Consider the following 18,747-nt stretch of genomic DNA (forward strand, 5'->3'; position numbering starts at 1 on the left):
GTTCATTGACCAGCTGGGCCAGATCCTTGTCGCCGCTGCTCACAATCACCTGCATGCCCTGTGCCGCGGCGGTGGCCGCCAGGGTGCCAATGACGTCGTCGGCTTCTACACCGGGCACGTCCAGCACCTTCCAGCCCATCAGCCGCACCACCTCGTGGATCGGTTCGATCTGGGCGCGCAAGTCGTCAGGCATGGGGGAACGGTGGGCCTTGTACTGCGGGTACAAATCATCACGAAAGGTGGGGCCTTTGGCATCAAAAACACAGGCGGCGTACTCGGCCGGCACTTCCTTGCGCAGGCTTTGCAGCATATTGATCATGCCGCGGATCGCGCCCGTTGGCGGGCTGGTCGGATCACCCGGCACGGCACGCAGGTCTGGCATGGCGTGAAAGGCGCGGTAAAGATAACTGGAGCCATCGACCAGCAGCAGGGTTTTGGGTGGGGCATTGTTCATGCCGGCATTTTGCCTGCACCAGACGCCACGGCAGCTTTATCTACAATCAAAACATGCGCCTTATCTACACTGCTCTTCCCCTCCTGCTGGCCTCTGGCCTGGCATGGAGCCAAACCACCACACCCCCAACCGCTGCCGCCAGTGCCACGGTGCAGCGTGATGCCCCTGGCAAAGTACAAGCCCGCGTCGAGCACCTCCATGTCGAGGATGCTGGTGCCAGCATTGACGAGATTCGCGTCGGCGGCGCCACCCAAAGCATCACGGTGCAGCCTAAAGGCGGCATGCCAGCCTACCAGGTTGCCCCCAAAACAGGCGAGCGCACCTGGAAAGTCCTGGGCTTCTGAGCCATGGCGGTCTATACAGAAGTCTCTTTTTCAGAGGCCAGTGCGCTACTGCAACAACTTGACCTGGGTGAGCTCACCAGCATGCAAGGCTGCGCTGGCGGCATCGAAAACACCAATTATTTCGTCAGCACACGCAAAAACGGCCAGCGCCATGACTACGTACTGACCCTGTTCGAGCGTTTGACGTTTGAACAATTGCCGTTTTATTTGCAGTTGATGAAGCACCTGGCGCTGCGCGACATCGCGGTGCCTGAACCACATGCCAACGCCCAAGGCGAACTGGTACTGAATGTCAAAGGCAAACCCGCTGCCGTAGTCGATAAATTGCGTGGTGCCAGCGAGCTCAAGCCCGGTCCGCTGCACTGCACCCAGATAGGTGCCATGCTGGCCAACATGCACCTGGCTGGACGCGACTTTGCAATGAGCCAGCCCAACCTGCGCGGCCTGAGCTGGTGGAACGCCACCGTGCCCGAGGTTTTGCCCTACCTGACAAACAGCCAGACAGCCCTGATCACCCAGGAACTGGCTTATCAAAACCGGGTGGCCACCCTGCCAGACTACGCCGCCCTGCCCCGCGGTCCGATCCACGCCGACCTGTTTTGCAACAACGTGATGTTTGAAACGGTGGCGGGCCAGCCGGTGCTGAGCGGCGTGTTCGACTTTTATTTTGCCGGCGTTGACGCCTGGCTGTTTGACCTGGCCGTATGCATGAATGACTGGTGCATTGACCAGGCAAGCGGCACCCACCACGCAGCCAATGCCCACCATTTTCTGGCCGCTTACAACGCCGTGCGGCCCCTGCAAGCGACAGAAAAAGAGCTGTTGCCTGCGCTGCTGCGCGCCGGCGCCTTGCGCTTCTGGCTGTCGCGCCTGTGGGACTTTTATCAGCCGCGCCAGGCCAGCATGCTGCAAGCCCACGACCCCAGCCATTTTGAACGCATCCTGCGACACCGTGCCTGCCAAGTGCGGGACTACCCAAGCCTTGAGGCGCTCACATGAAACTCAAACTTGTTCCTGCCCGCACCGGCGCCTCCTGGGTCAAGCTGGGCATGCAGACTTTCTTCAAACAACCGTTGGCACTGGCCGGGCTGTTCTTCATCTTCATGGCGATCATGTCGGTGGCCACCATGCTGCCGATCGTGGGCTTGCCATTGGCCATGACGCTGTTACCCGCCGCCACGCTGGGCCTGATGGCGGCCACCCGGGAAGCCACCCAGGGCAAATTTCCGATGCCGCTCATTTTGTTCACCGCTTTTCGCGCCGGCGCCGCCAAGGTGCGCGCCATGCTAACGCTGGGGGCGTTGTACGCCGCGGGCTTCCTGCTGGCCATGGGCGGCTCGTATCTGGTGGACGGTGGCGGTTTTGCCCGGCTTTACCTGGGCGGCAGCGCACCGACCGCTGAACTGCTGCAGTCACCCGACTTTCAAACTGCCATGTGGGTCTTCATTGGCCTGCACCTGCCGCTGTCGCTGATGTTCTGGCATGCCCCGGCATTGGTGTTCTGGCATGACTTGCCACCGCTGAAAAGCATGTTTTTCAGCATCGTGGCATGTTTTCGCAACTTCTGGGCCTTTACCGTGTTTGGCCTTTCATGGATGGGAACCATCGTGGTCACCGTGCTGGTCATCGGCATCCTGGGTAACGTCATGGATAACCCTGGCCTGTCCGGCGTGATGCTGTTTCCGACACTGATGCTGCTGGCGTCGATGTTTTTCACCTCGCTTTACTTTACTTACCGGGACAGTTTCGAGCTGGAACCGCCCAGCCAGGAGCAAGCAGCAACATGACTGGACAATGATGTTGTGCCGGGCGCAAGCCGGACATGATTTTTTATGACGAGACATTTCTTTGCTTTTTTCAAGTTGACGCGCGTGGGGCTGCATCTGGTCCAGGGGCTCTGGGTCGTTAACCGTCATTTCCCCAGATGGCAGGCCCATCAAAAAACCGAACGCATCCAGGCCTGGGCCAAGTCCTCGCTGGCGCTGCTCGGTATTGAATTGAAAGTAAATGGCAGTCCGCCCGGCAATGGACCACTGCTGCTGGTCGCCAATCATGTGTCCTGGCTGGACATTGTGGTGTTGCTGGCTTCATGCCCGTGTCGCTTTGTGTCCAAGTCAGAGATTGGCAAATGGCCCGTGGTGGGCACACTCACCCGGGCGGCAGGCACGCTGTTCATCACCCGGAGTTCCAGGCGCGACGCCCTGCGCGTGGTGCACCAGATGGCCGAAAAGCTGCACGCTGACAGCGGCATGGTGCTGGCCATCTTTCCCGAGGGCACCACCAGCAACGGCCTGCAGGTGTTGCCGTTTCATGCCAATCTGTTTCAGGCCGCGATCTCAGCCAACGCCCCTGTGCAAACCGTGGCGTTACGGTTCGAGGAAGCGGCCAGCGGTCAGCACAGCCAGGCAGCCTGCTACATTGACGAAGACACTTTTTTGGGCTCGCTGTGGCGCACACTGGCGGCACCACAGCAACGCGTGGTGCTGAGTTTCGGATCAGCGCAACACGCCGGTGATCGCAACCGGCAGGACTGGGCGGCGGACGCGCACGCCGAAGTTACGGGCATGCTGAAGAGCTGATCCGTTCAAGGATCAGGCCCCCAGAAAGTGTTTGCGGTAACGCGCCGGCAGGTCGCCGATGCGCATCAACATGGGCAGGTCAGCCGTATTGAAATCCGGGTCCCAGGCCGGCGCACCCAGCACTTTGGCACCCAGCCGCAAATAGCCCTTGATCAATGCTGGTGGCTCAACAGTCAGACTGCTGTCCAGCTGTTCTACGGGCAGCGGCAGGCGGGGCCGCACATGGAGCTCGATCGGCGCCAGATGGGTGCTTTTGAGCTGCTGCCAGATGCTGGCGGCCACGTCGCCACTGACCATGCCGTTGTGCAGCATGGGAATGCTGGCACAGCCAATCATGGTGTCGAGCTGGTTGCGCACCATGAACTCCGCCAGGGCGCCCCACAGCGCCATGATGACACCGCCATGGCGATGCTCCGGGTGCACACAACTGCGACCCAATTCCACCATGCGCTCGCGCAAACCGCGCAGTCGCACCAGATCAAATTCGGTGTCGCTGTAGGTGCTGCCGACGCGCCTGGCCTGGGCGGGAGTCAGCACACGGTAGGTGCCCACCACTTCCTGACTGGCCGCATCGCGCACCAGCAGGTGCTCACAGTAGTTGTCGAACAGGTCAATGTCGTGCCCCGGCACCGGCGTGTTCAGGCGGGCACCCATCTCGTCGGCAAAAACCTGGTACCTCAGGCGTTGGGCCTGGCGGACTTCGTCAGCATGACGGGCCCAGCACACTTGCAGGGCAGCGCGCTCGACTTTGGGCGCTGCAAGCGACGCAGCCAGCTCGCCTGCATCAGGTCGATGAAGTGACCCCCTGGGCATCGAGACCGGGGACAAGGCAAACGTGGGCGTGGGCAGATCTCTCATGTTGTACTCCTTGGTTGAACAACATGATGATGGCAAGCCCGGATGACACCTTCATGGCAAATTGATGTCAATCCGGTGACACCCCCGGCCAAGCTCAAGGCACGGGCGTGAGCTTGGCCACCGACAGTGCCAGCCACTTGACGCCGTGGCGCGGAAAGTTGATTTGCGCGCGCGCATCGTCGCCCTTGCCTTCCAGCAACAACACCGTGCCCTCGCCAAATTTGGCATGAAACACCTTTTGCCCGGTGCGCAGGCTGTTGCCAGCCTCGGCCTTGGGCTGGGCCACAGGCTGGGGTGCAGACGCTGAAAAACGCGAATAATCCGTGCCAAATGGACTTGCTGGCCGGTTGCCATAAGCGTTTGTATGGCCCGAGTACATGGCGTCGGAAAAGCTGTCCGCCTTGCCAAAGCCCTGATGTTTGGGCGTGATCCATTTCAGCGCCTCTTCGGGCAACTCTTCAAAAAAGCGGCTGCGCAGGTTGTAGCGCGTCTGACCGTGCAGCATGCGGGTCTGCGAATGGCTCAGGTACAGGCGGGATCTAGCACGGGTGATGGCCACGTACATCAGGCGGCGTTCCTCTTCCAGGCCATCGCGGTCGTTCATGGAATTCTCGTGCGGGAACAGGCCTTCCTCGATGCCGGTAATGAACACGCAGTCAAACTCCAGGCCCTTGCTGGCGTGGACCGTCATGAGCTGGATGGCATCCTGGCCGGCCTGCGCCTGGTTGTCACCGGCCTCCAGTGCGGCATGGGTCAAAAAGGCCGCCAGCGGCGACAGGGTTTCACCGGTCTCGGCATCTGGCGCGGGAATATCCAGCAACGGCTGGTTCATATCCAGTCCCTGGGACGCCGGTGACTGGGTCAGCGGCTGGCCCAACTCATCGACAGGCAGCGCCACGGCGTCGCGGCCAAATCCTTCGATCGAGACAAAACTCTCGGCCGCGTTCACCAGTTCTTCCAGATTCTCCACCCGGTCGGCGCCTTCGCGGTCGGCCTTGTAGTGGTCGATCAGGCCGCTGTGGTCGAGCGTGAGTTCAATCGTTTCACGCAGGCTCATGCCCTGCGTCTGCTCGCGTAACACGTCAATACCCGCCAGAAAGGCACCAATGTTGGTGCCCGCCTTGCCGCTGAGCCCACTGACCGCATCGCTGAGCGAACAGCCGCTGGCGCGCGCCGCATCCTGCAACTGCTCGAGGCTGCGCATGCCGATGCCACGCGGCGGAAAGTTGACGGCGCGCAGAAAACTGGTGTCGTCACGCGGGTTCTCCAGCAGGCGCAGGTAGGCCAGCGCGTTCTTGATTTCGGCGCGCTCAAAAAAGCGCAAGCCACCATAAACCTTGTAGGGCATGCCCGCGTTGAAGAGCGCGGTCTCGATGACCCGGCTTTGCGCGTTGGAGCGGTACAGCACGGCAATTTCCTTGCGCTCAAAACCCTCGCGCACCAACTGCTTCATCTCGTCCACCATCCACCTGGCCTCGGCAAAGTCGCTGGGCGACTCAAACACCCGCACCGGCTCGCCCGGGCCCTGGGCGGTGCGCAGGTTTTTGCCCAGGCGCTTGCTGTTGTGGCCGATCAGCGCGTTGGCTGAGTCCAGGATATTGCTGCCGCTGCGGTAGTTTTCCTCCAACTTGATCTGGTGCCGGACGCCAAACTCGCGCACAAAGTCGGCCATGTTGCCCACGCGCGCACCGCGAAAGGCGTAAATGCTCTGGTCGTCGTCACCCACGGCCAGCACGCAGCCGGTGGGCTGAAACGCCCCCTCCACCGTGGTGTGGGCACCGGTGCCGGCCAACATCTTGATCCAGGCGTATTGCAGCTTGTTGGTGTCCTGGAACTCGTCGATCAGAATGTGCTTGAAACGACGCTGGTAATGCTCCCGAATGGGGTCGTTGTCACGCAGCAGTTCGTAGGAACGCAGCATCAGTTCACCAAAATCGACCACGCCTTCGCGCTGGCACTGCTCTTCGTACAGCTGGTAAATCTCGATTTTTTTGCGCGTTTCTTCGTCGCGCGCCTCGACCATGTTGGGGCGCAGGCCGTCTTCCTTGCAGCCGCCAATGAACCACTGCATTTGCTTGGGCGGAAAGCGCTCGTCATCAATGCCGAACTGCTTGTACAGGCGCTTGATGGATGAGAGCTGGTCCTGCATGTCCAGAATCTGGAAACTCTGCGGCAGGTTCGCCAGCTTGTAGTGGGCGCGCAAAAAGCGGTTGCACAGTCCGTGGAAGGTGCCGATCCACATGCCGCGCACATTGAGCGGCAACATGCCCGACAGGCGCGTCATCATCTCCTTGGCGGCCTTGTTGGTGAACGTGACCGCCAGAATGCCGCCGGGCGACACCTGGCCGGTTTGCAGCAGCCAGGCAATGCGCGTGGTCAGCACCCGGGTTTTGCCGGAGCCCGCCCCGGCCAGAATCAGTGCGTGCTCAGCAGGCAGCGTGACGGCGGCCAACTGCTCGGGGTTCAGGTTGTTCAGCAGGCCGGCATCTGGCGGGCTGGGGGGGGTCGGGGTTGAAAACATGGGGGCATTGTAGAAAGCCGCCCGACTTCGATAGAATCAAGCACCGGGCCCAAGCAATTGTGGCCCGGTATTTTTTTGCCGGGTCCATTCCAAGCGCTCTCTTTCAACCCGACGGATTCTTTCAAGTGCCGTCAAGCAAGGAGCCTTATATGGAAATTTTTGACTACGACAACATTCTGCTGCTGCCCCGCAAATGCCGGGTGGAGAGCCGCTCCGAATGCGATGCCAGCGTGGAATTGGGGCCGCGCCGCTTTCGCATCCCGGTGGTGCCCGCCAACATGAAAACCGTGGTGAGCGAGGACATTTGCATCTGGCTGGCACAAAACAACTACTTTTACGTGATGCACCGGTTCGATCTGGACAACGTGCAGTTTGTCAAAGCCATGAAGGCGCGGGGCCTGTACGCCTCCATTTCCCTGGGGGTCAAGCAGCCCGACTACGAGACGGTCGACCAATTGGTGACGCTGGGCCTGGCGCCGGAATACATCACCATTGATATCGCCCACGGCCACGCCGACAGCGTGAAAAACATGATCGGCTACTTGCGCGAAAAGATCCCCGGCACCTTCATCATCGCCGGCAACGTGGCCACGCCCGAGGCCGTGATCGACCTGGAAAACTGGGGCGCCGATGCCACCAAGGTCGGCATCGGCCCGGGCAAGGTCTGCATCACCAAGCTCAAGACCGGCTTTGGCACCGGCGGCTGGCAACTGAGCGCGGTCAAATGGTGTGCCCGCGTGGCCACCAAACCCATCATTGCCGACGGCGGCATCCGCGACCACGGCGACATTGCCAAGAGCATCCGCTTTGGTGCCACCATGGTCATGATCGGCTCGCTGTTTGCCGGCCACGAAGAAAGCCCCGGCCAGACGGTCGAGGTGGATGGCAAGCTTTACAAGGAATATTACGGTTCGGCCAGCGACTTCAACAAGGGCGAATACAAACACGTCGAAGGCAAGCGCATCCTGGAACCCATCAAGGGCAAGCTGGCCGACACGCTGATCGAGATGGAGCAGGACGTGCAAAGCTCCATCAGCTATTCAGGCGGCAAGAAGCTGATGGACATCCGCAAGGTCAATTACGTGACCCTGGGCGGCGACAACGCGGGTGAGCATTTGCTGATGTAGGCAATGAACTGAAGCATTGCTTCAGAGTCTTTCAGCTTTTCTTAGCCTTGCTCATCAACAGTTCGACGATTTCAGTGCATTGCGCATTCTGTGCCAGGGACAAAGGCGTGTCGCCTTTCCTGGTCCGCACAGAGAGATCCGCGCCTTTGTTGATGAGCAATTCGGCTATATCGATCGTGCCCCCCGAAAGCGCCAGTAACAGCGGGGTATAGCCCAGGGCGTCGCGAACATTGATGTGGGCCCCTTTCCTGATCAGCGTTTCCGCAACATCCTTATAACCAGCTGTTGATTTACCGCACGCAAGCATCAGCGGCGTCAGACCAAGCTTGTCCTTTTCATTGACGTCCGCGCCCGCATTCAAAAGAATCTTTGCGATGATGGTGTAGCCCTTCTTTAACGCAAGAAGCAGCGGCGGCGTACCGTTGGCATCCGTCAGGTGGATATTGAAACTTGCCCGGACAAACAAATCAATGAGTTCGATATCTCCCTTTTCGAGTGCCCTCAAAAAATTATCTCTATTGCGAAAAATGCCACGTTTATCGAGTTCCAGGATCGCGGTTTCTTTCCTCTCTGCCGCAAGGAACGTCTCCAGCATTCGGAAGTCCCGCAAGGCATCAATTTCTTTTGTCGCCTCACGGGAAAAACCCTTGCGCCCGCCTCGTTTGTCGATCAGAAGATCTCTCAGGTAGTCATCGATTCCTGGCGTATCCCATAGTTCATCGATCTTTCTGAGTACATGGTCATGGTGCTGTTCAAGGTAGACCGGATAGTGTTCTCCCAGGCCTTCAAGTAGAGTGTGTTTCATTGCTGAGCATTTCGTTGTTAAATAGCACTATCTTCGCGCTCCCGTGTGCTTTTGCGGTGCGCCATTTGGCCATTTGAAGTGTCATTGTCGGCCATGATGCGGCGCTCCCGACAGTCCACATTTCGACGGCAGACATCACTTCTTCACCCCGGAATCTCGGGCTCGACAAGATTTACCAGTTGCGCGAGCGACTCTTGCCAGCCGAGGTAGCACAGTTCCAGCGGAATGACCTCGGGTATGCCCTCTTGCACAATAGTCAGTTCTGAACCACACGAAACCGGTTTTATTGACACCGTTACCCGCATCTCGCCGGGCAGGTTGGGATCGTCAAACTTGTCGGTATACCGAATGCGTTCGCCCGGCACCAGTTCGAGATACTCGCCTCCGAAAGAGTGTCCGTTGCCGGTGGAAAAGTTTTCAAACGACATCCTGAAAGTGCCGCCAACGCGGGCATCCATGTGATGCACCTTGCAAGTAAAGCCATAAGGCGCAAGCCATTTCGACATGGCCTCTGCGTTCAAAAAGGCCCGATAAATTTTCTCGGGTTTGGAGCGGAGTACGCGATGAAGGCGGACTGTTCCTGTCGGCATGGTCAATTCTCCTGAAGTTACACGGAATAGACGTGTTTGACCTGAGGGATGGTAAACGCGAATCACTTTCCTTGACGACACTTTCCGTTGCGAGCTTGCCGTTCCAGACACAATTTGCCGATCTTTTAAGTAAGCCCTGCCACGTGGCACCTTCCCGCCTCCGGTCGTTCCCAAAGTTGACTCTGAAAGGCATGCTGTGTCTTTGAACGGTCAGTCATTCGTGAGGTTGGCATGAAAGCTGCGAAAGCTGACTTTCAGGTCAAACAGCTTGGCGGTGCGGATGTATCTCGACGAATAAGCTGTACCGGCATGACATCGCGAGTTGGTGGTGTCAAGGCCCCGGTTCGGATTCGGTCGACCATCCGACGACAGGTAACCCGCGACAACTCCTTGGCCGAAGAATCAATGGTAGTCAGGCTGATAAGCCTTGACCCAGAAAATGGAATGTTGTCGAAACCGACCACAGATAGCTGAGATGGAACGGCTATATTCTTATTACGGGCAGCGTCAAGCACACCCAACGCGATGGAGTCGCCTGCAGCCATGATCGCAGTAACAGGGTTTGGCAAGTCAAGCATCTGGGTGGCACATGAATATCCGGCCTCATAGGTGAAGCCATTCCACATGATGGGCGTGTCCTCAGGAGGTATCCCTTTAGCTCGAAGGTATTCAAGCGCTCCCCTGGCACGATTTCGACTGGTCGACGCAATCTCCGGGCCCATGATTAGACCAATTCGGCGATGGCCCAATTCGTAAAGGTGTCGCATGATTTCAGCGCCACCATGCGCGTTATCGGATTCGACTACATCGGCTTTTGTGTCATCCAGAGATCTGACAGAGAGCACCACTGGCACACCTAAACGCTGCAATTCTCGAACCATAAAAGATCCGGAGGTTGTTGAAAGCAAAATCATCCCGTCCAGGAATTGATCGATGATGGGTCGGAACGTTGACAGGTGCGCGACATCGTTGGCCGAGTTCATTGGATCGATGAGCACCATCACGTGGTACCCAAATTCGAGCATGTCGTGGTGAATGCTCTCCAACACCATGGTCATGAATCGATTGTGAAGTTCATTCACGCTGAGCAAGACCCCGATGGTGCCTGTCGGTGCGTTGTGCTTTCTTTTTCCGGGACGCTTTGCCGCGTAGCCCATCAGCACTGCGGCTCGTTGCACCGCATCGCGAGTTTCTCCGCTGATCGCCTGATGACCAGCCAGCGCTCTCGAGACCGTGGAAACCGAGAGCTTGAGAGCGCCGGCGATGTCTTGAAGACGAACACCGGTTTTTGCGTTTGACTTTGGCATTTTGGGGGGCATGATTTTGACCGTTGCGTAACCAATACGATAGGCAATTGTGACACCAATCGGTGCAAAAATTGCATGGACAAAATGCTTTTAATTTGCATTAAATTTGCATGAAGTTGCAATTCAATCTATTGAAAACCAATAATGATGATCACAATTTTTTCTAGAAATAAATGTTTTACGCATGAAAATCAATTAAAGAATAACAAACTTTAAACCCATCTCATCACCAAGGGTTTTCCTTAGAATTTGCATAAATATTGCATTTTTGTGAGCATTACATTAACTAAAGATTTGCAAATTTCAGTGCAAATTAACGTGGCGAAGCGATGTCCGCGACCACAAACACTAGGAGATATCCATGAAATTCAACTCTCGTTCACCCTCGCACGGCGTTCGTCTCGGTGCGATCGCCATCGCGTTGGCATTGGCTGTCGGAACAACTGGTTCTGCCAGTGCCGCCGACAACGGTAAGTACCGTATTGGCGTCGTCACCTTTCTGTCTGGCGCAGCAGCAGGGCCTTTCGGCGTGCCGGCGGCTAACGCGGCCAAGTTGGCGGTCGAAGCTCTCAATGCAGGCAAGTTCCCCGCGCCTTACAACAAAAAGGGCATCAACGGCATCGAAATTGAAATGGTGTTGATCGACGAAGCCGGTGGTGCCACCAAGCAGACCGAGGAATACCGTAACCTGGTACAACGTCAGAAGGTTGACGCGGTGATTGGCTACATTTCATCGGGCGACTGTCTGGCGATTGCGCCGACCGCAGAAGAACTCAAGACTCCAACTATCTTCTTTGACTGCGGCGCGTCCAAAGTCTTCGATGTCGTCAAGGATCCGAAATATCTGTTCCGCACCGGACTTGATCAGGTTGTCGACAACATTGGTGCGGCTCGCTACATTGCGGAAAATCGACCCAACATCAAGACGGTCGCCAGTATTCAGCAAAACTACGCTTGGGGACAGGAGTCCTGGGCCGATTTCATTCTGGCGCTCAAGCAAATCAAGCCTGAAGTGACGGTAGTGTCCGAACAGTGGCCCAAGCTTTTGCAAGGTCAGTACGGTGCCGAAATCTCGGCCCTGTCGGTCAGCAATCCCGACCTTATCCACTCCAGCTTTTGGGGTGGTGACATGGAAGGACTAATTCTGCAAGGTGGCGCGCGCGGCCTGTTCGACAAGCGCAGCGTGGTGCTGACCTGCGGCGAAACCGGCGTTGAACATTTTAAGGGCCAGGCACCCAATGGGACGATTGTTGGCGGCCGCGGCCCGTTCGGCGCATTTGCCCCCAAGAACGCGCTTAACGACTGGTTCCGTCCGGCCTTTGTCGCACAATTCAAGGAGTCTCCGACCTACCCGTCCTACAAGATGGTTCAAGCCATCCTCGGCCTGAAATCCGCTGCCGAAAAGAGCGGCAAGGCTGGCATGCCGAGCAGCGACCAGGTCATTCAGGGACTTGCCGGCCTGACCTTCGAAGCACCCAGCGGTACCGTCAAGATGGCGCGCACCAAAGGACACCAGGCGGTGCAGGGCGTGTCGTTCGGTGAATACCAGTTCGACGCCAAGACCGGCAAGTCTGAAGTGACAAAGATCAAGACTTACGCGGGCGAATGTGTGATGCCGCCCGATGGCAGCAACGCTGCCGACTGGATCAAGGCCGGCTTCCCCGGCGCCCAGTGCAAGTAATCAATCTTTGACGAACCAGGAGGACGGGAATGCCCCGTCTCCCTCTCTGAGGTAAACCAATGACAACTTTGTTAGCCATCCTGTTTGATGGTGCCATCTACGCGTCGTGGCTGTTTCTGGTCGCCGCTGGTCTGACCATCATTTACGGCGTCATGCGCGTGCTGAACATGGCGCACGGCAGTTTTTACGCCATCGGTGCCTATTCGGCCGCCTCCCTGATTGGCTGGTATTTCAGCGGCGAACCCGGTAACCCTTACCTCAGCTACCTGTTGCTGATCGGATCTGCGCTGGTCGCCGGAACGCTGGTGGGCCTCGTTGTCGAGCGCGGCCTGTTGCGCTTCCTGCAGGGCAAAGACGAGATATTGATGGTCATCGTGACCTATGCGTTGATGCTGATCCTCGAAGACGTAATCAAGCTGGTGTGGGGTGTTAACCCATACTTCGCCTTTCAACCCTACCGCCTGCTGGGTCAGACCGAAATCGTTCCCGGGCTGCGTTTTGCCACCTACGATTTCGCCTCGATCGCGGTCACTGTCGTCATCGGCCTGGTGGCGTGGTTTGCCTTGAACCGTACCAAGAAAGGCCGTCTTTTAACGGCGCTGATCCACGACCGTGAGATCGCCATCGCCATGGGCGTCAACGTAAACGCCATGTTCGCTGCAACTTTCGCGATCGGCGCAGTACTCGGCGCGGTGGCCGGCGCCCTGACCGCACCGGCCATCGCCGTCACTCCGGGGATCGGCGTCGAGGTCATCATCCTTGCATTCGCCGTCGTCGTGGTCGGTGGTTTGGGCAGCATTGGCGGCGCCGCCGCCGGCGCGGTGCTGGTTGGTCTGGCGCGTTCCATTGCCGTCCATTTGGCGCCCGAGGCCGAACTGTTCGTCATCTATGGTGTGATGTTTCTGGTTTTGGCGATTCGCCCGCAGGGCTTGTTTGGTCAGGCACTGGCCAGGAGAATCTGAATGACTTTACGCAAACCCTTCCTATCAACACAATCGGCACTGTTGGCTGCCGCCGCCGTCCTCATCGCCGGCACCTGGGTCATGCCGGCCTGGTCGAGCTTCCTGCTCACTTTGGCTTTCGCCAAAGCGTTGGTGGTGCTGGGCGTCGTGCTGCAGATGCGTGCCGGCCTGGTGTCCTTCGGTCAAGCGCTGTTCTACTGCGTCGGCGGTTACGGTGTCGGCCTCGGTGCGCAATACCTCGGCATTAGCGATGTCTTTGCACTGCTGGCGCTGGCGACGGCTGCTGCAGTATTGTTGGCACTGCTGTGCGGGTTCCTGCTGACCCGTTACCGAGAAATCTTCTTCGCCATGCTAACAATGGCTTTATCGATGATCCTGTACGGCGTGCTAGTCAAATCTTCTGCGTTCGGTTCGACCGATGGCTTCAATGTAGCGCCGCCGAGCTTTCTTGGCTGGGTGCCCGAAGGCGATACTCGCAAGCAGGCGCTCTACGTCCTGACGGTCGTCATCGCCGCCGCCTCTGCAATCGGATTCCATCGCTACCTGGTGTCCGGACTCGGGCGCGTCATTGAGGCCATCCGCGAGAACGAGATTCGGGTCGAATACCTGGGCCTGTCGCCACGCGCACTGCTATTCATTAACTACGTCTTCGCCGCCGCCATCTCGGCGCTCGGCGGTGGCTTGACGGCTATGGCTAGCGGTCATATCGACCCTGACATGGCATTCTGGGCCACCTCGGGCGAGTTCGTCTTCATCGCCATCTTGGGTGGCACCGGACACGTCGTGGCGCCCTTCATCGGTGCCATCGTGTTCTCGGTAATCCGCACCTTTGCGATCCAGGAGGCACCCAATACTTGGCAGCTGGTGCTCGGTATCGTGCTGCTGGCCCTGATCCTGTTCCTGCCCAAGGGATTGTGGAGTCTGGTTAGCCGACGCCGGCAGGAGGGTTCGACATGAACGCGATCCTTGAAACCCGTGGCCTAATGCGATCTTTCGGCGCTGTGGTGGCGGCCAAAGACATCAATGTACGCATTGAGAAGGGCGAAATCGTCGGTGTCATCGGCTCCAACGGCGCTGGCAAGACTACCTTCATCAACATGGTGACTGGTTACCTGCCGCCGTCCGGTGGTGAAATCTTGTTTGATGGCCATTCGATCCTCGGGCGGGCGCCGCGTGACATCACGCGACAGGGAATGTCACGCTCATTCCAGGTCGCACAACTGTTTCCCCAGTTGACGGTGCTCGAAAACACGCTGATTTCCCTAGTCGCCGCCGAGGGCGTGTGGCCATCGTTCCTGCGACCGCTCAACACACCTGAACGCTGTGCCCAGGCGGATGCCATGTTTGAGGAGTTCGGCGTCAGCCATTTCCGTAACGCGGTGATCAGCGCCGTACCGCAGGGTGCAAGAAAACTGGTTGATATCGCCATGGCACTGGTGAGCAAGCCCCGCATGCTGCTGCTCGATGAACCCACCAGCGGCGTCAGCGCAGAGGAAAAGTTTGTGCTGATGGATACGGTGATGGCTGCGGTGAAAAAATTTGGCGTGACGGTGCTGTTCGTCGAGCACGACATGGAAATTGTCGCCCGCTACGTGACACGCATCATCGCCTTCTATAGCGGACAAGTGATCGCCGACGGCCCACCGAGCACGGTGCTGACCGATGCCAGAGTGCAGGAACTGGTGATCGGGCGCCACTTTGAGCTCGATTTACTGAAGGAATCCGTATGAACGCCGCCCTAGACATTCATGGCCTCAGCGTCGCCATAGGCCGCGTTCCCATCCTGAGCAACGTCGCGCTCACGGTAACTGCCGGGAGCATGGTCGGACTGATTGGGCGCAACGGTGCCGGCAAGACGACCTTGATGCGCGCCACCATGGGGCTTCTACCTTGTCAAGCCGGGCGCGTCAGCGTTTTCGGCGAGGACGTGACAAAACTGGCACCGCACCTGCTGGCCCGGCGTGGCATCAGTTACATGCCCGAAGACCGGCGCTTGATTCCGGCGCTGACAGTCGAAGAAAACATCTTGTTGCCGGCCTGGGCCAATGGCATTGCCGACGCCCAACAGCGCCTGCAATGGATCTACGGGCTTATGCCGGAGGTCAGCGAGTTCCGCTCACGTCGGGCGCTGCAATTGTCCGGTGGTCAGCAAAAGCTGGTGGCGCTGGCGCGTGCACTGATGCCTGGGCACAAATTGCTGCTGCTCGACGAACCATTTGAGGGTGTTGCGCCTGTGTTGTCACGGCGTCTGGCTGAAGTGATCGGCGCGCTACGCACCGAGGGTCTGTCGGTCATCCTATCGGAGTCAAACGCGAAACATTCTGCTGATCTGGTTGACACGGTCTTCCACATCGAGCGCGGTGTCGTGACCCCCAGCTGAATCACTTATCCACTTATCCATGGAAGGCATTTTTATGTCGCAATTTATCTTCGAGACCGCACCCAAAATAGTCTGCGAGCAAGGCGGCGCCAAGCGTTTGGGCGAGATTGCCAAAGGCCTTGGCGTGCACCATCTATTCTTGGTAACCGATGAAGGGTTAATCAAAGCCAAACTGATATCCGGTGCGCTGGAGTCGCTCGCTGTAGCAGGCGTAGCGGTCACTGTGTTTTCTGATGTACTTGCCGACCCTCCAGAAGTCCGGGTGCAGGCGGCGGTGGAAGCAGCGCGCAGCGCGGGTGCTGATGGCGTAGTGGGTTTTGGTGGTGGCAGTTCGCTGGACACCGCAAAACTGGTCGCACTGCTGGTGCGCACGCCCCAGGTATTGCCCGACATCTATGGCATCGGCTTGGCTAAGGGCCCGCGTCTACCGCTTATCCAGGTGCCTACCACAGCTGGTACCGGCTCCGAAGTGACACCGATTTCCATTCTGACAACACCCACCAGCGAAAAAAAAGGAGTCGTGTCGCCGCTGCTCTACCCAGACGCAGCCCTGCTCGACAGTCTGCTCACACTGGGTCTGCCAGCGCATGTGACGGCCATGACCGGTATTGATGCCATGGTGCATGCGATCGAGTCCTACACCACCCGCACGAAGCAGAACCCGCTGTCGGAAGCGCTTGCTCTCAAAGCAATTCGCCTTCTGTACGACAACATCCGCGCTGTGCTGGCTGATGGCCAGGACGCCAATGCGCGCGAGGCCATGCTCATTGGTTCGCTGTTCGCCGGCATGGCCTTCGCCAATGCACCGGTAGCCGCAGTGCATGCGCTGGCCTATCCGCTGGGCGGCCACTTCCATCTTCCGCATGGATTGACCAATTCGCTGGTACTGGTACCGGTGCTGGAGTTCAACCTGAGTTCGGCGCAATCGCGTTACGCCGATCTGGGGCGAGCCATGCAACACGGACAATCAGCCGATGATGCGGTTGCTGCCAAGGATTTCGTGGCGGCAATGCGCAAGCTGGTCGCCGAGATGCCCTACGCGCAAAACCTGCGCGCCACGGGCATCGCAGAAAAAGACTTGCCGATGCTAGCCACCGATGCAATGAAAGTGCAGCGCCTGCTGATCAACAACCCGCGCGATGTGACTTACGAGGACGCTTTGGCACTCTACCAGGCAGCCTTCTGAGAAATAGTTCAGCAGGGGCAACATACTTTACTGCGGCCTGTCGGGCTGCTACTTTTTTAACAGAGAGAAGAACCATGAAAGATCTGAAAGACTCCAAACTGTTCCGTCAACAGTGTTACATCGATGGCGCGTGGCTGGATGCCGACGCTGGCACCACAATCGTCGTCACCAATCCTGCCAACAATGAGGAGCTGGGCACCGTACCGAAGATGGGCACGGCCGAGACGCGTCGTGCCATTGAGGCCGCTGATGCCGCATTGCCGGCGTGGCGCGCCAGGACTGCCAAGGACCGTTCTGCCCTACTGCATCGCTGGTTTGAACTGATGCTCGAACACAAGCAGGATCTCGCCATGATCATGACCGCCGAGCAGGGCAAACCCCTGACAGAATCGCTCGGCGAGATTGGTTACGGCGCGTCATTTATTGAATGGTTCTCTGAAGAGGCCAAGCGCGTCTATGGCGACACCATTCCCGCACAGGCTACAGACAGGCGCATCGTGGTCATCAAACAGCCAATCGGCGTGGTCGGTGCCATCACGCCGTGGAACTTTCCGAACGCCATGATCACGCGCAAGTGCGGCGCGGCGCTGGCAGCCGGGTGCACCGTGGTGGTCAAGCCAGCTAGTCAGACGCCTTATTCGGCGCTGGCATTGGCTGAACTTGCCGAGCGCGCCGGCATTCCGCGCGGCGTGCTCAATATCGTGTCGGGGTCGGCTGCTGCCATCGGTGGTGAGCTCACATCCAATCCGATCGTGCGCAAGATCACCTTCACTGGCTCCACCGAAGTTGGCAAACTTCTCATGAAGCAAAGTGCTGAAACGGTGAAGAGAGTCTCACTCGAACTGGGCGGAAACGCGCCTTTTATTGTCTTCGACGATGCTGATCTTGACGCGGCGGTGTTGGGCGCGATAGCCTCCAAATACCGCAATACCGGTCAGACTTGCGTTTGTGTCAACCGCATCCTGGTACAGGACGGTGTCTATGATGAATTCGCGCGCCGACTGGTGGCGGCGGTCGCCAAACTTAAGGTGTCGGACGGTATGGTCGAAGGCGCCCAGCAGGGGCCGTTAATCGACATGGCTGCGGTGAAGAAAGTTGAGGACCATATTCAGGATGCGCTGGACAAAGGTGCACGCGTACTGCTGGGGGGTAAGCGCCATGAACTCGGCGGAAGTTTTTTCCAGCCAACCATCTTGTCCGATGTCACGCCTGACATGGCGGTGGCAAAGGAAGAGACATTTGGACCAGTAGCGCCACTGTTCCGTTTTTCCACCGAGGAAGAAGCCATCCGCATGGCCAATGACACCGAAGTCGGGTTGGCATCATATTTCTATACTCGCGATATTGGACGCATCTGGCGGGTCGGCGAAGCACTGGAATACGGCATGGTCGGCATTAACGAAGGCATCATCTCAACCGAGGTCGCGCCCTTCGGCGGCGTTAAAGAATCCGGTAATGGCCGCGAGGGATCAAAATACGGTATCGAGGATTACCTCGAGATTAAATATATGTGTATGGGTGGTCTCGCAAGATGACGTTATTGGGGTTCGGCATGACAACCGGTCTATTGACCTTGTCCTACCCGATGCCGACCCCTTCGCCCTCCCCCCAACCAACCGAGCCCAATGCCGAAGCCCGTGCCTGATTTAGCCCTCTCAAGGACAGCGCTGACGGCTAATTTTGCAAGCAAACGACGATAACGGCGGGGCCGGCTCGCCACGATAATTGGCCCGTTGCCCATTTTCCGCCCCTGAATTGACTGACAGCACAATGAACGACAGTTGCCACTTTTACCGGGAACTGACAGCCCTCGAATCGTTTCAAGAGGCAATTCAGACTCAACTGCACTCATCGCTTCCGCTTGATTGGTGGGTTGTCGTTGTCGACATCGCAGGGTCTACTCTTGCGATCGAGCGCGGGGATTACAAGAAGATCAATACAGTTGGTGTGGCA

Annotated in this window: 19 protein-coding genes; 13 read left to right on the plus strand and 6 right to left on the minus strand. The window is 58.1% G+C overall.

Annotated features, from left to right (window positions below; all coding sequences use genetic code 11):
* On the minus strand, nucleotides 1-454 hold a 454-nt coding region (locus tag NDI87_RS10110), incomplete at its 3' end, for a PIN domain-containing protein (RefSeq protein ID WP_366028681.1).
* A 53-nt stretch (nucleotides 455-507) separates the two neighbouring features.
* On the opposite strand from NDI87_RS10110, the gene NDI87_RS10115 reads away from it, so the two are divergent.
* From NDI87_RS10115 to NDI87_RS10130, 4 genes are read left to right on the plus strand one after another with little or no spacing between them, the layout of a single operon-like run.
* A complete protein-coding gene (locus NDI87_RS10115; RefSeq protein WP_296275087.1) occupies nucleotides 508-798 on the plus strand; it encodes a hypothetical protein in 291 nt (96 codons plus the stop codon).
* Nucleotides 799-801: 3 nt separating this feature from the next.
* On the plus strand, nucleotides 802-1,797 hold the full coding sequence (locus NDI87_RS10120; protein ID WP_296275088.1) for a homoserine kinase: 996 nt from the start codon (nucleotides 802-804) through the stop codon (nucleotides 1,795-1,797).
* Nucleotides 1,794-2,585, plus strand: coding sequence for a BPSS1780 family membrane protein (locus tag NDI87_RS10125; protein ID WP_296275089.1), 792 nt, complete (start codon nucleotides 1,794-1,796; stop codon nucleotides 2,583-2,585). Before NDI87_RS10120 ends, NDI87_RS10125 begins: the two co-directional genes overlap by 4 nt.
* A 45-nt stretch (nucleotides 2,586-2,630) precedes the next feature.
* Nucleotides 2,631-3,377: a lysophospholipid acyltransferase family protein gene (locus NDI87_RS10130; RefSeq protein ID WP_296275090.1), complete on the plus strand. Its 747-nt coding sequence runs from the start codon at nucleotides 2,631-2,633 to the stop codon at nucleotides 3,375-3,377.
* Nucleotides 3,378-3,389: 12 nt separating this feature from the next.
* On the opposite strand, the gene NDI87_RS10135 is transcribed toward NDI87_RS10130, so the two are convergent.
* Nucleotides 3,390-4,235 carry a GNAT family N-acyltransferase gene (locus NDI87_RS10135; protein ID WP_296275091.1) on the minus strand — a complete coding sequence of 282 codons (846 nt, stop codon included), beginning with the start codon at nucleotides 4,233-4,235 and terminating at the stop codon, nucleotides 3,390-3,392.
* A gap of 94 nt (nucleotides 4,236-4,329) precedes the next feature.
* Nucleotides 4,330-6,756: a UvrD-helicase domain-containing protein gene (locus NDI87_RS10140; RefSeq protein ID WP_296275092.1), complete on the minus strand. Its 2,427-nt coding sequence runs from the start codon at nucleotides 6,754-6,756 to the stop codon at nucleotides 4,330-4,332.
* Between the two features lie 149 nt (nucleotides 6,757-6,905).
* Here NDI87_RS10140 and NDI87_RS10145 point away from each other — a divergent pair, with 149 nt between their 5' ends.
* Nucleotides 6,906-7,883, plus strand: coding sequence for a GMP reductase (locus tag NDI87_RS10145; RefSeq protein ID WP_296275093.1), 978 nt, complete (start codon nucleotides 6,906-6,908; stop codon nucleotides 7,881-7,883).
* A 31-nt stretch (nucleotides 7,884-7,914) separates the two neighbouring features.
* Here the strand turns inward: NDI87_RS10145 and NDI87_RS10150 are convergent, their stop codons facing one another.
* From NDI87_RS10150 to NDI87_RS10160, 3 genes are all read right to left on the minus strand, one after another.
* Entirely contained in the window at nucleotides 7,915-8,688 is a 774-nt protein-coding gene (locus tag NDI87_RS10150; RefSeq protein ID WP_296275094.1) for an ankyrin repeat domain-containing protein, read from the minus strand.
* 143 nt (nucleotides 8,689-8,831) lie between these two features.
* Nucleotides 8,832-9,278, minus strand: coding sequence for an SRPBCC family protein (locus NDI87_RS10155; protein ID WP_296275095.1), 447 nt, complete (start codon nucleotides 9,276-9,278; stop codon nucleotides 8,832-8,834).
* Nucleotides 9,279-9,532: 254 nt separating this feature from the next.
* Nucleotides 9,533-10,597, minus strand: a complete 1,065-nt coding sequence (locus NDI87_RS10160; RefSeq protein ID WP_296275096.1) for a LacI family DNA-binding transcriptional regulator — start codon at nucleotides 10,595-10,597, stop codon at nucleotides 9,533-9,535.
* A 349-nt stretch (nucleotides 10,598-10,946) separates the two neighbouring features.
* Here NDI87_RS10160 and NDI87_RS10165 point away from each other — a divergent pair, with 349 nt between their 5' ends.
* The 8 genes from NDI87_RS10165 to NDI87_RS10200 all read left to right on the plus strand — a co-directional run.
* Nucleotides 10,947-12,266, plus strand: coding sequence for an ABC transporter substrate-binding protein (locus NDI87_RS10165; RefSeq protein WP_296275097.1), 1,320 nt, complete (start codon nucleotides 10,947-10,949; stop codon nucleotides 12,264-12,266).
* A gap of 59 nt (nucleotides 12,267-12,325) precedes the next feature.
* A complete protein-coding gene (locus NDI87_RS10170) occupies nucleotides 12,326-13,228 on the plus strand; it encodes a branched-chain amino acid ABC transporter permease (RefSeq protein ID WP_296275098.1) in 903 nt (300 codons plus the stop codon).
* Nucleotides 13,229-14,185 carry a branched-chain amino acid ABC transporter permease gene (locus NDI87_RS10175; protein ID WP_296275099.1) on the plus strand — a complete coding sequence of 319 codons (957 nt, stop codon included), beginning with the start codon at nucleotides 13,229-13,231 and terminating at the stop codon, nucleotides 14,183-14,185. It begins immediately after the preceding gene.
* Complete coding sequence (locus NDI87_RS10180; RefSeq protein WP_296275100.1) at nucleotides 14,182-14,958, plus strand: ABC transporter ATP-binding protein; 777 nt, start codon at nucleotides 14,182-14,184, stop codon at nucleotides 14,956-14,958. The genes NDI87_RS10175 and NDI87_RS10180 overlap by 4 nt, the downstream gene beginning before the upstream one ends.
* On the plus strand, nucleotides 14,955-15,608 hold the full coding sequence (locus NDI87_RS10185) for an ATP-binding cassette domain-containing protein (RefSeq protein ID WP_296275101.1): 654 nt from the start codon (nucleotides 14,955-14,957) through the stop codon (nucleotides 15,606-15,608). The genes NDI87_RS10180 and NDI87_RS10185 overlap by 4 nt, the downstream gene beginning before the upstream one ends.
* Before the next feature lie 34 nt (nucleotides 15,609-15,642).
* Nucleotides 15,643-16,794 (plus strand): iron-containing alcohol dehydrogenase, encoded by a 1,152-nt coding sequence (locus tag NDI87_RS10190; RefSeq protein WP_296275102.1) that lies wholly within the window; start codon nucleotides 15,643-15,645, stop codon nucleotides 16,792-16,794.
* Nucleotides 16,795-16,868: 74 nt separating this feature from the next.
* A complete protein-coding gene (gene gabD, locus NDI87_RS10195) occupies nucleotides 16,869-18,329 on the plus strand; it encodes an NADP-dependent succinate-semialdehyde dehydrogenase (protein ID WP_296275103.1) in 1,461 nt (486 codons plus the stop codon).
* Nucleotides 18,330-18,564: 235 nt separating this feature from the next.
* On the plus strand, nucleotides 18,565-18,747 hold a 183-nt coding region (locus NDI87_RS10200), incomplete at its 3' end, for a DUF3095 family protein (RefSeq protein ID WP_296275104.1).

It is taken from the genome of Rhodoferax sp. (assembly GCF_023701345.1).
In the GTDB taxonomy this organism is placed as follows: domain Bacteria; phylum Pseudomonadota; class Gammaproteobacteria; order Burkholderiales; family Burkholderiaceae_C; genus Rhodoferax.

What these genes read in the sequence shown, in the direction of transcription:
- NDI87_RS10140 (WP_296275092.1), bottom strand. Translation starts at nt 6,756, where the DNA reads ATGTTTTCAACCCCGACCCCCCCCAGCCCGCCAGATGCCGGCCTGCTG.
- NDI87_RS10115 (WP_296275087.1), top strand. Translation starts at nt 508, where the DNA reads ATGCGCCTTATCTACACTGCTCTTCCCCTCCTGCTGGCCTCTGGCCTG.
- NDI87_RS10180 (WP_296275100.1), top strand. Translation starts at nt 14,182, where the DNA reads ATGAACGCGATCCTTGAAACCCGTGGCCTAATGCGATCTTTCGGCGCT.
- NDI87_RS10175 (WP_296275099.1), top strand. Translation starts at nt 13,229, where the DNA reads ATGACTTTACGCAAACCCTTCCTATCAACACAATCGGCACTGTTGGCT.
- NDI87_RS10190 (WP_296275102.1), top strand. Translation starts at nt 15,643, where the DNA reads ATGTCGCAATTTATCTTCGAGACCGCACCCAAAATAGTCTGCGAGCAA.
- NDI87_RS10130 (WP_296275090.1), top strand. Translation starts at nt 2,631, where the DNA reads ATGACGAGACATTTCTTTGCTTTTTTCAAGTTGACGCGCGTGGGGCTG.
- gabD (WP_296275103.1), top strand. Translation starts at nt 16,869, where the DNA reads ATGAAAGATCTGAAAGACTCCAAACTGTTCCGTCAACAGTGTTACATC.
- NDI87_RS10160 (WP_296275096.1), bottom strand. Translation starts at nt 10,597, where the DNA reads ATGCCCCCCAAAATGCCAAAGTCAAACGCAAAAACCGGTGTTCGTCTT.
- NDI87_RS10165 (WP_296275097.1), top strand. Translation starts at nt 10,947, where the DNA reads ATGAAATTCAACTCTCGTTCACCCTCGCACGGCGTTCGTCTCGGTGCG.
- NDI87_RS10145 (WP_296275093.1), top strand. Translation starts at nt 6,906, where the DNA reads ATGGAAATTTTTGACTACGACAACATTCTGCTGCTGCCCCGCAAATGC.
- NDI87_RS10135 (WP_296275091.1), bottom strand. Translation starts at nt 4,235, where the DNA reads ATGAGAGATCTGCCCACGCCCACGTTTGCCTTGTCCCCGGTCTCGATG.
- NDI87_RS10150 (WP_296275094.1), bottom strand. Translation starts at nt 8,688, where the DNA reads ATGAAACACACTCTACTTGAAGGCCTGGGAGAACACTATCCGGTCTAC.
- NDI87_RS10185 (WP_296275101.1), top strand. Translation starts at nt 14,955, where the DNA reads ATGAACGCCGCCCTAGACATTCATGGCCTCAGCGTCGCCATAGGCCGC.
- NDI87_RS10155 (WP_296275095.1), bottom strand. Translation starts at nt 9,278, where the DNA reads ATGCCGACAGGAACAGTCCGCCTTCATCGCGTACTCCGCTCCAAACCC.
- NDI87_RS10125 (WP_296275089.1), top strand. Translation starts at nt 1,794, where the DNA reads ATGAAACTCAAACTTGTTCCTGCCCGCACCGGCGCCTCCTGGGTCAAG.
- NDI87_RS10170 (WP_296275098.1), top strand. Translation starts at nt 12,326, where the DNA reads ATGACAACTTTGTTAGCCATCCTGTTTGATGGTGCCATCTACGCGTCG.
- NDI87_RS10120 (WP_296275088.1), top strand. Translation starts at nt 802, where the DNA reads ATGGCGGTCTATACAGAAGTCTCTTTTTCAGAGGCCAGTGCGCTACTG.